Below are 11,880 nucleotides of genomic sequence, written 5' to 3' on the forward strand. Positions count from 1 at the left end.
CAGGATATACTCCACAAAAGCGTTTAAACTCTTCTGGATTCAAATTTTTTACTTTTTCGTAAGTCATTGTTTTTCTGAGTGTTTTACTTTATTTTACATAATCAGTTCCTATTTTTGCAGGAGGTCTAATATAGGCTACATATCAGGACAGGCAAAAGGCAAGAGGCAAGGGGCAAAAGGGGGAATAAATAATCAGTTTTTAATAACCGGATTTAGGATCACATCTGATAACTGATGACTGATGACTGATAACTGATAACTGATAACTGATAACTGATGACTGATGACTGATGACTGATAACTGATAACTGATAACTGATGGCTTCGATCGGTTTTCTCAGCTATTGACAAGGGTTCCCCTAAAAGCCTACAAGTATTTTGGATAGGTATAGCCATTGAGGAACCGACCAAAATATGAAAATAACGACAAGATTACGGGAATGGGTCCAATTTTTCTTAAAAAGGGCTGCTAGTATCGCCCTAGCACTATTTTTAATCTTAAGTCTGTTCACCGCTAAAGGGACTGCTCCTGCTTTAGCTGTGCTTGCTCAGGGTGACGCGGTAACGGATCCCACTGCTATTTTACGCAATGCCTTACCCATAGATAATAAACCAATTCGTCAAGTGCAACAATCGATCGAAGATATTGCCAAACATCTGCGGGCCAAACGTTGGAGTCCGATTAAAAAAGATGTCAAGGATGCCAATTATGCCCTTTCTACCAAAAGCAAGGCTATCTTAGATAGTGTTCCCGAAGCAGATAAAAGCCAAGGGGAGGAATTAATCGAAAAACTGAAAACGGGAGTGGCAGCCCTCGATACGGCCGTAGAAGCGAAGGATAAAGAGGCAGTTTGGTCAACCAGACGGGAATTGCTCAATAATATCACCGCTTTAGAAGAATTAATGGTGGTGGGTTTTCCCTTTAACGTTCCCCCGGAATACGCTAACTTGCCGCAATTGCGAGGACGTGCCACCGTAGAGATGCAGACCACCAAAGGAGATTTAACCATCGTTGTGGATGGTTATAGCGCTCCGATTAATGGGGGTAACTTTGTGGATTTAGTCCAACGGGGTTTTTATGACGGTTTACCCTTCATTCGCAGCGAAGATAATTTCGTTGTCCAAACTGGCGATCCTGTCGGTGCAGAAGAGGGATTTATTGACCCGAAAACTAAGCAATATCGCTCTATTCCCTTAGAAATTTTGATTAAAGGGGAAGAAGAACCAGTTTATGGCAATACTCTCGAAGAATTAGGGATTTACTTACCCAGTCTCGCTTTGCCTTTTAACGCTTTCGGTGCCTTGGCCCTAGCGCGTCCGGATACTAATCCTAACGGAGGTTCCTCGCAATTCTTTTTCTTTAAATTCGATAATGAATTAACTCCTCCGGGGTTTAATCTCATGGATGGTCGTTATTCGGTTTTTGGCTATTTAGTCGAGGGAAAAAAGGTGTTAGAAGAACTTACCGATAAGGATAAGATTATCGCCGCTAAAGTGGTTTATGGCTTAAATAATCTCATCCAACCTAGCTAGGGTGGGGGTTTTTAACTAGGTTGTGTCAAGGCAAAAGATTAGTCAAGATAGGGGAAGCATCTCAGATTCTGGGTGCTTCCCCCGATACTACTAGGGTCGTTTCATTCTCTCATCGGAATAAATATCTGAAAATTTGTCAAAACGTCGTGCTTTGTAGGTTGATTCATCAATCAACCTACTATGAATCAACCCTACTATGAATCAACCCTTGATAAGGGGGGTGCCTGACAACTTTTAACACCTACCTACTTTAAGATTATTAATTACGCAATCTATCGCCCTGATTATTATTGCTTTGATACCCCAATCAGTAACGTCTAGGGAGAGTTTGCCGATAGCCAAGGGCTAAGAGATGACAGAGTTGGTGATATAGTAACTAAAGATCACATTTAAATCTAACCTTGCCATAGATGCACAAATCTCGAATCTGGCAACCCCAAAAATCTCCCGTCTCTAACATCAGTTTTAGCGATGAAATGAGGTAAGAAATTTGACGAAAATACTTAGCGATCGCATTGCCGTTTATCTGCTCATCGGTGGACTCCTGTTTAGAACAATCATCGCCCTGGGGCTTTATCCGGGGTACGATGAGGCCTATTATTACGTTTACAGCCATAATCTGGATTGGAGTTATTTCGATCATCCGCCAATAGTAGCGATTTCCACGGGTTTTGGGACTTGGATCACGGGATTAGTCAATCAATTTACCATTCGCTTCGGGACTCTCCTTCTCTATACTGGCAGCCTCTGCTTGCTGTATCTGACAGCTTTAAAATTGTTCAGTCTGCCGGTCGCCAGAATGACTTTAGCGATCGCCACTCTCATCCCCATCTATGGGATCGTCTTCGGGATTCTCTCGCAGCCAGATAGTCCTTTAATCTTTTTTTGGTCATTAACAGTCTATTTAGCTGCCCAAGAATTCTGGCCAATTCGGGAAAAAAACTATCATCCTAGCTATCGTCTCGCTTATATTGGACTTGCCGTAGGATTGGCAGTTTTAAGTAAATATCATGGCTTTATTTTGGGCTTTGGTTTAGTTTTATTTTGTCTGACCACTCCCCGCTATTGGCCTGTATTTAGATCTCCTTGGTTGGGATTAGGATTTATTCTTTTTTTGATAACTTTATTGCCGATTATCTACTGGAATATTAACCATGATTGGATTTCCTTTCGCTTTCATTTAGAAGACCGTTTTTCGGGAGAACCCAAAACCTTTAATATTCTTGGTATTCTCTCGGTTATTGGCATTAGTATCGCCACGATGTTTCCTCCTTTCGGTCTCCCAATGTGGTGGGTGACATTTAAAAGCTTTGCCGAACAAATTCCTAACTTTCTCTCTAAAAAAAGATTTTTTAATCGAGATGAAGAATCACTAAAAAAATGGTTAATTCTCTCGGTTTCTCTGCCTTTAATACTAGGAATGCTTTATGTGGGTGCTTCCCATTATCTCGCTCCTAGTTGGATTTTACCCGGGTTCTGGTCTTGCACAATTTTATTAGGAGAAAAGTCCAATACTTGGCAGCAATCTTCTCGAATCTGGGTGAAAAGATGGTTATGGGGATCGGGAATTTTTATCTTTACTGTTTTATCTATAGCAATGCTTCACGTTACTTTTGGCACTTTCCAAAAACCTAGTCAATACGCAATTTTTGGGGGAATTATTGCCCCAGAACAGGACCCTTCTCGGGAAATTGTCGATATCGATCAACTGCGCCAAGGCTTTGCTAATTCGCCCGAATTATTAGCACTCTTAAAAGATTCTAGCTTCGTTTTTACCAATAATTTTTATGTGACAGCATGGCTAGATATGGCTCTTTATCCCCTATTTCCTATTCCCGTCACCTGTTTTAACAACGATCAAAGGGGTTATCAAATTTGGTTTAATCCTCAAGAATGGATCGGTAAAAATGGTTTATTAATTACTACAAATAGTTCTCTAGAAAGACCAGAAATAATCGATCGCTACCGTCCCTATTTCCAAGATATAACTAAAGTAGCTGTCATTCCGATCAAGCGCGGTGGTGTCGCCATCGAACAATTTCATGTTTACCAAGCTAAAGGACTAATTAAAACTTATCCTTAAAGCAGTTATAGCGGGTAGGGGATAGATAAAATAGTTCATAAATACTGACAGATTCTATCTCCTGAATTTTGTAACCTTTTTTACTTTTTACTTGATAAATATGTCCATTCATCGAGTGCGTATTGCTAGAGATAAAGGGGAATTTGTCCAGTCCTTAGTTAATTTTAATCAGGGAATTGGACCGTTTCAAACCTATGCTGATGTCATCGCTTTTGCGGCGGCTTTAGGGGTAAAATATCAAGAGAGGGTGGCGATAGAAAATGTAGCGAAGGAACCCTCACCTATTAACCTGGAAATTTTTATTTCTCGTGGCTACGATACCCTAATCAAATTATTGGCAGTCAATGAATTGCAAGACACAAAAATTCTTTCTCCCCACGGGGTAGATTCGGAAGCTTTGCGAGTGACAATTTTCGAGGAATATGCCAACGCCGGTTTAGCAAGATTAGAACGAGAATTGCGCGGCGCGGTGGATTATACTGAAAGATTATTGTTAATTATCAGTCAAGAACGTTTTCGAGAAATTACTGCCACAACGGAATTCGATTTAGGCAGATTTTTGTAGTAGAAATCCTAGTTAGGGTTTGCGGCAAAAAGTTTTTCGTGGGGGTAGGGTGTGGGGTGTGGGCTTCGGCCGTGAGCTCAGCCGAACGGGTGTGGGGTTTTATCGATTTTCAGGTGGTCAACTACCTAATTTTCAGGGAAAAAGTCCCGGAATTTTCCCCCCGATCCCCGCAATGGCTGGCACTTTTTGAGGGGAAAAAAGTCTAAAAGTCTTATCCAACAAGGTTTTTAGATTTATTCAGCAAGCCCTAATTATACATCTCGCTAACCCTCCTGACTCCTGACGACCGACTCCTAACCCGACCAATAAACTTTTTCAGCAGACCCTACTTATTACTGTAGTTTGGTATGGGCTTTTTTCTCATAAGTACCTAAGCACAATTAATTACACATCTAAGCCACTACTCCGTCAGACTTCTGCTGTGATCAGTAAACAGTGAACTGAAAACTCAAATCCGATCCCTAATAGCTGTATCCCTTCTCCCGTCTCCTGTATCCCGTCTCCTGTATCCCGTCTCCTGTCTCCTGTCTCCTGTCTCCTGTATCCCGTCTCCTGTCTCCTGTCTCCTGTCTCGACTAGGAAATTAATTTTGCACGACTACTTAGGTGCGTTCAAATTTTGTGCGGGTGTAATTGGCAGCGATCGCTACTGCTAAAGCCAAAATTGCGAAAATAAGAGCAGTAATTTGATATATAGACTGATTTGGGCATAAAATTGCCAGTAAAACTAATAATATCCCCATTAAAATCGCGATTTGTTTAGTTTTTACCATTTTTTCATGGGCAGCGCTACAGGTGCGACAGTGGACAGTGTGACGAGAATAGCGATCGAGGGGTAAAGGATCGGATAAATCGATCGCCGTTGTCCGCTGACTGGTGTAGCCTTGATAGTAGGGGAAAGAGTCCCCATAGCGATCGAACCATTGACGTAACTCAATCACCAAGGCATCGGAACTTTTTAAGGGCAAGTATAATTTTTGTAAACTATCTCTTGACTTTTCCACCATTTGCTGCTGACTTTGAATTAAAGGTAGATCATCTTCGAGGATGCGACTTTGACGCAGATGTTCCAACCAGCGCCAACGGTATTGACGGGAGTTAACGGCAAAATTTTGGTAACGTCGCACCAGTAAGCGAGAACGACCTTGACCCAGAGAAATCCCGTATAAAGCCAATCCAGCACACCAATCGGGATTAGGCATAGAAAAACGATAATGAACGAGATTAGGGGCTATAAAATCCAGATATTTCCAGCTTTCCTGCGGATTGCGGCTATTGCGCCACTGACTGCGAATTCCCCGCGCCGAGATTTCGAGGATTTGGAAGGCCAACGGTTGAGCATTTTCCCGTTTTGCCCCGAATTCGCTGCGATCATGGCTAATATTAACATGGGCGGGATCGAAGAGATTTTCGAGTAAATAGCCCTGTTCGTAGGGAAAATCGATGAGATAATCGGTATGGACACAATTGGGGTCTTCTAGGTCTTTGATGATAGGAATATCGCTTTCTTTCGCTGTTTCCTCTTCTCCTAACCAAACCCAGAGGACTCCCTGACGTTCCACCACCCGATAGGATTTAACCTTGGCATTGCGAGGAATCGGGGTATTAACTGGCAGTTGCGGAATATGGGAACATTTTCCATCCGTCTCGAACTGCCAACCATGGTACAAACATTCTAAACGCCCAGCGATCATCTGTCCGGTGGAGAGTTTCGCCAAGCGATGGGGACAGCGATCGAGCAAACAGCCCCATTTTCCCTCTTGATCGCGAAATATTAGCAATGGTTGCCCATAAAGAGAGAAAGAGTAGGGATTTTTTTGCCAATCCTGCACGAATAACACAGGATACCAACAATTTTGGTAGTGAAAATAGTCATCCCTAGGCAGGGGTTGAGATTGATCAGTGCTTGTCATGGGGATGAGAGAGAAAAAATATTGATCATGATCATAATATCGGTGCGGCAAATTGATCTCTGTTTTTCTACTATCTTTTAATCAATCGGAAAGAGACTAGGAGAGGGTGGAAATTCCCGATAGGCAATTGTAGCCAGAAAGTCGATTGTAAAGTCTTTTATTGATTTCGTATAGTAGCCAAATAATTAAAAAACAGACAGAGATGAAGATCAAAGGTTTTTTAGTCAGTAAATTCTGCAAACTCCAGAATAGTTGCTGCGGTTGAGTGATTAAGTGCCAACTATTCAGTCGGAGAAAACGCCCCAGATAGATACCGATCGCACTTAAAAAATGGAGAGTTATTTCTAGGGGTAAAACTGCTGAATTTAGCTGACTTTGCTGACAATAACTTTTTAAATTAAGTAAGGAGAGAACGTATAGCTGAAAGCCAATAAAAATAAAGATACTATACTGGGGAATTAAAACTAAAAAAATTAAACTTTTGGCGTAATCCTGCTGAGCATAAGAGATTAAATGAAAGCTATCGGTGAGAATATAGGGAGCATTGGGTAAAAAAAGCAGGAAAACTAAGAGAATTAACCACCAAAGTAGGGAACGAGAAAAAGCGATCCTAAATAACCAAAAGCTGAGGATAAAGGGGATAAACGCCAGAAAAGAATTCCAGATAATTCTCCCGGTACTGAGGTTAAATAATTGCCAGGCATTGTGCCACCAATCCCTCGTTAAAATTATCGTTAAATCTGCCCAAATCATCTCTTAAATACCAGTCTCCTCTAGGGTTGATAAATATCTTAACCAATTTTTTAAAGATTCCGGGAAAGGGATTCTTTGTCTATCGGTGGGAGCGATGCACACATGGCGGGTTTTCGCTTTTCCGACCATGATTTCAGCCAAATAAATTTTATAATGCAATTCAAACTCGTTTTCGCTTAGGGATCGGACAGTGAAATTAATCTGTATTTGATCGCCACAAAAAAGGGGACGAAAAAACTGTATTTCCGCTTGAGTAATCGGTAGAGCAACCGGAGAATCTTTCAAAAAATCCTTAATATTGATGCCAAATTGTGCTAAAGAAAACTCGTAGGCTTCATGACAGATCGAGAGAAGATGAGCAAAATAAACCACACCGGCCGCATCGGTATCGGCCAGATAAATTAGGCGCTCGTAGGACATAAAAAGCTTATTGTCTTTCTAGAAAGGTTAAACTATCTTGTAGTTGTCTTAACTCGTCTCGATGGGCTTTGACAGTTAATTCCGTTTGCTGAGATTTGCTTTCTACTTTAAAAGCTACTTCTTCTAACCGGCCGACTTTTTGCCAATAGAAAACACCCGCGAGGGGAGATAAACCCACAAGAGCAAAAATATAGGGATTAGTATCGGGAAATAACACCGATAACACCAGTGAGAAGCAAAATAAACCCAAGGCCGCCAAAATTGTCAAAAATATCGCTAGAAAGGGGCTAGGCGGCACAAAACCCTGTAATCTGACAATATTCTGTTCGGGTTCGATCGCCTTGACTTGATAGGAACGTCGGTCAAAATAGTCTCGCAGTTGTTCCAATAGTTGGTCGTCACTGGTACTGGTAAGATAGACACGCTGTTCGATACGCTCCTTGACGGAACCGCGAATAAAAAAGAATAATCCCACCATGAGCAGGAGAGTCAGAAAAAAAGTTGAGGAAAGAACGGGGGTATCCATGGCGGCAGTTAGGAGCGAAAAAACTTACAATTAATCCTAATTATCCTAACCTATCTTCTCCCCGGATTCAGAAGATAGACCCTAGGAGCAAAACCTCGATCGAGAATCAGAAAAATTTAACCCCAAGGCAGATTCATGGGCAACAATCTATTAACAGGATTAATCGAACCCTTACAGTATAGTTTCATGCAGAGATCCCTAATTGAAGCTATCATCGTCGGGATCATTTGTGCGGTGGTGGGAACCTACCTGATGGTACAACGTTTGGCCCTCTTGGGCGATGCCATCAGTCACTCGGTCTTACCCGGATTAGCGATCGCTTTTATTGGTAATTTTAATCTTCTCCTGGGTGCTTTACTAGCCTCAATGGTCAGTACCCTACTGATTAACTTAATCCGTAATCGTTCCCCAATCAAAGAAGATGCGGCCATGGGTATTGTTTTCTCGGCTTTTTTTGCCCTTGGTATCACCCTGATCACTCTCATCCAAAAAAACAACAAAATTGACCTTAATCACTTTCTCTTCGGCAATATTCTCGGTGTTACTGCTGCCGACATTCGCGATACCCTAATTATTGCCGTTATCGTTTTATTAACCGTTTTGCTCCTGTATAAAGAACTACTATTCTACACTTTCGACAAAATCGGGGCGCAAGCGGCGGGTTTACCAGTAAATTTATTAGATTTAGGCTTAATGCTCCTGATAGGTCTGACAATCGTTGCTAGTCTGCAAGCGGTGGGAGTAATCCTCGTTTTGTCCCTTTTGATTACCCCCGCAGCCACTGCCTATCTTTTAGTTACCCGTCTCCATCAAGTCATGGGTGTGGGTGTGGGTGTGGGTATTATTTCTAGTATCAGTGGGATGTATTTAAGTTATTACTGGAATTTACCCTCTGGACCGGCGATCGTGCTTGTCGCTTTTACCCTATTTATGTTGGCTTTTTTATTCAGTCCCCGTCAAGGAATTTTCACTCATCCTGCTAGTCTAGGTGGTCAACTTTCTATCTGGGTAGAGATAAAAAATTTGTTGAGAAGACGTTAGTTTGCAGGGGAAGGTGGGGTTTTTGGCAAGTGATCAAAAAAAGCCGACGCGAGATAACTGCGATAATTTGCTAGATTTTTAGAGGCTCTTACTCTGATATTGTGTTGATTTTATCGTTTCATATTGTACTTAAGCGACATACCAGACCACAGCATTAGGTTAATTCTTCCCTACAAGAATCTGATATTGGAAAATAGCCATTTGACCTCTTGTCTTGGGTAGCTTGGATTCATTAGCCTGTACAGCTAGTCTCCGCTAATTTCTACCAATGTCTCACCAGCAGCTAAAAGTTCTAAAGCCCGGGGCAAAGTCTCACTCAAGATTTCACGCAACCGGGCATTAGAGGTGTTGCCACAAGTCAGCCAAATAATTTGTGGGGGCGAACCAAGTCGCTCAACTAAATCTACAAAATCGCTGTCTTTGGTCATTAGGATAGCTCTTCGAGCTTTTGCAACCTGAAAGATTTCAGTATCTTCAGCCTCTCTCAGTCCAAGATCACGCAAAGCCACAGTTTCAATCTCAAGTGTAGTGCTAATCCAGGTTGCAATTGCAGGAGACAAATGTGCGTCAACCCAAATTGTCATGCCAGTAAAACCGGGTGATTAAGCTTCCGCGAGGCATATAAAAGCGCTGCTTTCAAATCATCTGCCTCAAGATCAGGCATTTCATCTAGAATTTCTCTCGCGCTTAAACCTGCCGCGAATAGATCTAACACATCTGATACCCGGATTCTCATTCCTCGAATACAGGCACGACCACCGCACTGCCGAGGATTAACTGTAATTCTTGAAAGCAATTCCGCCATTACAAGGTAGCCCTTACGATCTTTACCTTTATTGTGAACTAGAGTGCTAAAAGTTTCAACAAAATAGGTTAGGCATAGTTCACCTTGTCAATTATGAAAAATTTTGACATCCTCACCGCCCAGCCCCGGCGTTGAGGATGTCAACACTCTTTGAACTCCTAGCCACACCAATCCCAGACGCTGAACTACAATTCATCTTCTCCGCATCAGAGTATCCAATTTTGTCCCCCTACGACACAACGGCAGCTGCAAACATCCTGAGGCAGATGATTCAGGATGACCAAGAGGCATCTGCTCATGCCTAGTACAGTTGAGTTTCCCTTTTCTGAGGATGAAGCATTACCGACAATTCCTATTATTCTCAGTATCGTGCTTGTGTTTAGTATTGATGGAGAAAAGTAATGCTAATTTTTTGGGGAAAATTAGTTAACCCATGATTATAACATATAATTAATTTGCAAGAGTTCTAGTTAACTTGGTTAGGGCTATGGATTTATTAAAAAATCGGTTTGTGCAGTCGTTGGGAGTCGGGGCGTTTTTTTACCTCCTAATGCTTTCCTTAAATTGGGTGGTGTTGTTCACCCTGAGAATTCTTGAATCTTTTTCTAGTTGGTATCGATACCGCGCCGCTCCCTATTCCTTCCAAATCAGTATCGGGGTGACGCTGGCCTATTTGCTGATCACGGCTGTCTTGAGTAGCCGGCGTGATTAGTAGTAAAACAGAGTGGATTGTTTCAGTTAATTTGGTGTATTAGAAAAATGCTATAAATTCTATAATCTAAGACTTTAAGCCGAAATCTATTGCCCTATTTTAGCTGAAACAGTCCACTACCTATGAGGAGTATTTTTAATTTTTTTTCGGATATGATCAGGATACCAACTTGTGAATCCTGACGTTGTAATCAAAAGGAGATAACTGATAATTTCATAACCCAGTTCAGGAAGGATAAGTTTTTCCATCTTTCCCCAGGCTAAAATGGCGTTAATTGTGAAAGTTAAACCCCAAGCTGAACTGATGATCATATTGATTTTGATAAAAGTTGGATTGTTCCACAGGGAGGGATCAACTTCTTGTTTAGCATATTCTATCGTAAAGGGTTTGCCGAAAATTATGCTCAGCCAGGCAGAGATAGCCAGTAAACCAGAAGCTCCAATCCCTATATGTTTGACAACCCACATATTATTGAAAACAATCACCGCTAACGAGGCGGAGGAAAAGAAAAACAACCCCACCCATAAAGTTACCCCTCGGTGCAAACGAGTAACGCCCATGATAATGCTCAGAACTAAGGCGATAATCAATGCTAATTTAAGACGAAATAAGCTACCGTGGGCAATAAAAAGAAAAGCCAGCCATGGACCAAACCCCAAGAGGAGCTTTAAAAATGACATAATTTGCTTTTTCATGATTTTATTTTATTGCTTTTTCACAAAATATAGTCATTTCAGATAAGTCTGATACAGTAAAACGTAGGGTACGTTAGACGGCAAAAATTGCTGCTGTGACTGGAAGGTGACAATCCGTCGTAACGCACCACCTATGATCAACATTTACTCATACCGGCGGTTACGTTTGCGGATAATCCAGAGGATAAACCAGATAACCAGGACAAGTAGGGCGATTTTTGAGACGGGAGCCAGATATTCTTCCACAAGGGGGTAATTCTTCCCTAAAAAGTAACCTGCTGCCGTTAAAAAAACGACCCAGAGGGTCGTGCCGATGGTGGAGTAAACTAAAAAGGGAATCATCGCCATGTGATTCATCCCGGCGGGTAGGGAAATCAAAGTTCGTACTCCAGGGACCAAACGACAGAGTAAAACCGCTTTACTACCGTGACGGTTAAACCATTGATTAGCTTTTTGAATATCTTTAGCGGAAACGGTAATCCATTTGCCGTATTTATCGGCTAGTTTTTCGATTTTTTCCTCATCCACAACCCGACCAAGATAATACCAAGGTAGCGCTCCGACTACGGTTCCGACAATCCCCGCTACCACTGCCGGAATAAATTGCATTTGTCCCTCATGGACGGTAAAACCCGCTAGGGGCATAATTAATTCCGAGGGAATGGGAGGAAAAAGATTCTCTAAAAACATTAATAGGGCTATGCCTAAATAGCCCATAGAAGTCATTGTATTTGTAATCCATTCAGTCATGTTTTTTTAGGATTTAGAAAACAGTTTTAAAGTAAAAAAAGGGGGTTGGGAAGTGGGGAAATGGGGAAGTGGGGAAGTGGGGAAG

Annotated in this window: 13 protein-coding genes; 5 read left to right on the forward strand and 8 right to left on the reverse strand. The window is 41.8% G+C overall.

Annotation, left to right across the window (positions count from 1 at the left end):
* Positions 1-414 precede the first annotated feature (414 nt).
* The 3 genes from IQ234_RS16855 (at position 415) to IQ234_RS16865 (ending at position 4,181) form a co-directional block, all read left to right on the forward strand.
* Positions 415-1,533 (forward strand): peptidylprolyl isomerase, encoded by a 1,119-nt coding sequence (locus tag IQ234_RS16855; RefSeq protein WP_193957927.1) that lies wholly within the window; start codon positions 415-417, stop codon positions 1,531-1,533.
* Between the two features lie 490 nt (positions 1,534-2,023).
* The gene (locus IQ234_RS16860) at positions 2,024-3,616 is read left to right on the forward strand and encodes an ArnT family glycosyltransferase (protein WP_193957928.1); all 1,593 of its coding nucleotides are present in this window, start codon (positions 2,024-2,026) and stop codon (positions 3,614-3,616) included.
* A gap of 100 nt (positions 3,617-3,716) precedes the next feature.
* Positions 3,717-4,181: a DNA phosphorothioation-associated protein 4 gene (locus IQ234_RS16865; RefSeq protein ID WP_024970215.1), complete on the forward strand. Its 465-nt coding sequence runs from the start codon at positions 3,717-3,719 to the stop codon at positions 4,179-4,181.
* 601 nt (positions 4,182-4,782) lie between these two features.
* Here IQ234_RS16865 and IQ234_RS16870 read toward each other — a convergent pair.
* The 4 genes from IQ234_RS16870 to IQ234_RS16885 all read right to left on the reverse strand — a co-directional run bounded on the left by IQ234_RS16870 (position 4,783) and on the right by IQ234_RS16885 (position 7,792).
* Positions 4,783-6,093, reverse strand: a complete 1,311-nt coding sequence (locus IQ234_RS16870; RefSeq protein WP_193957929.1) for a Rieske 2Fe-2S domain-containing protein — start codon at positions 6,091-6,093, stop codon at positions 4,783-4,785.
* Positions 6,094-6,189: 96 nt separating this feature from the next.
* Positions 6,190-6,846: a DUF1361 domain-containing protein gene (locus IQ234_RS16875; protein ID WP_193957930.1), complete on the reverse strand. Its 657-nt coding sequence runs from the start codon at positions 6,844-6,846 to the stop codon at positions 6,190-6,192.
* A 3-nt stretch (positions 6,847-6,849) separates the two neighbouring features.
* Complete coding sequence (locus IQ234_RS16880; protein ID WP_193957931.1) at positions 6,850-7,266, reverse strand: acyl-CoA thioesterase; 417 nt, start codon at positions 7,264-7,266, stop codon at positions 6,850-6,852.
* 7 nt (positions 7,267-7,273) lie between these two features.
* A complete protein-coding gene (locus IQ234_RS16885) occupies positions 7,274-7,792 on the reverse strand; it encodes a cofactor assembly of complex C subunit B (protein ID WP_002734244.1) in 519 nt (172 codons plus the stop codon).
* A gap of 135 nt (positions 7,793-7,927) precedes the next feature.
* Here IQ234_RS16885 and IQ234_RS16890 point away from each other — a divergent pair, with 135 nt between their 5' ends.
* The gene (locus IQ234_RS16890) at positions 7,928-8,833 is read left to right on the forward strand and encodes a metal ABC transporter permease (protein ID WP_024969942.1); all 906 of its coding nucleotides are present in this window, start codon (positions 7,928-7,930) and stop codon (positions 8,831-8,833) included.
* Between the two features lie 245 nt (positions 8,834-9,078).
* On the opposite strand, the gene IQ234_RS16895 is transcribed toward IQ234_RS16890, so the two are convergent.
* Positions 9,079-9,417, reverse strand: a complete 339-nt coding sequence (locus IQ234_RS16895; RefSeq protein WP_193957932.1) for a DUF5615 family PIN-like protein — start codon at positions 9,415-9,417, stop codon at positions 9,079-9,081.
* The gene (locus tag IQ234_RS16900; RefSeq protein WP_002740734.1) at positions 9,414-9,638 is read right to left on the reverse strand and encodes a DUF433 domain-containing protein; all 225 of its coding nucleotides are present in this window, start codon (positions 9,636-9,638) and stop codon (positions 9,414-9,416) included. The genes IQ234_RS16895 and IQ234_RS16900 overlap by 4 nt, the downstream gene beginning before the upstream one ends.
* Positions 9,639-10,125: 487 nt before the next feature.
* Here IQ234_RS16900 and IQ234_RS16905 point away from each other — a divergent pair, with 487 nt between their 5' ends.
* Positions 10,126-10,350 carry a hypothetical protein gene (locus IQ234_RS16905; RefSeq protein ID WP_002763361.1) on the forward strand — a complete coding sequence of 75 codons (225 nt, stop codon included), beginning with the start codon at positions 10,126-10,128 and terminating at the stop codon, positions 10,348-10,350.
* A gap of 116 nt (positions 10,351-10,466) precedes the next feature.
* Here IQ234_RS16905 and IQ234_RS16910 read toward each other — a convergent pair whose 3' ends face one another.
* Positions 10,467-11,045 carry a hypothetical protein gene (locus IQ234_RS16910; protein WP_193957933.1) on the reverse strand — a complete coding sequence of 193 codons (579 nt, stop codon included), beginning with the start codon at positions 11,043-11,045 and terminating at the stop codon, positions 10,467-10,469.
* Between the two features lie 144 nt (positions 11,046-11,189).
* Positions 11,190-11,795 carry a DedA family protein gene (locus tag IQ234_RS16915; RefSeq protein ID WP_002769621.1) on the reverse strand — a complete coding sequence of 202 codons (606 nt, stop codon included), beginning with the start codon at positions 11,793-11,795 and terminating at the stop codon, positions 11,190-11,192.
* Positions 11,796-11,880: the final 85 nt, after the last annotated feature.

The sequence above is a fragment of the Microcystis aeruginosa LEGE 91341 genome, from assembly GCF_015206885.1.
GTDB lineage: Bacteria > Cyanobacteriota > Cyanobacteriia > Cyanobacteriales > Microcystaceae > Microcystis > Microcystis aeruginosa_H.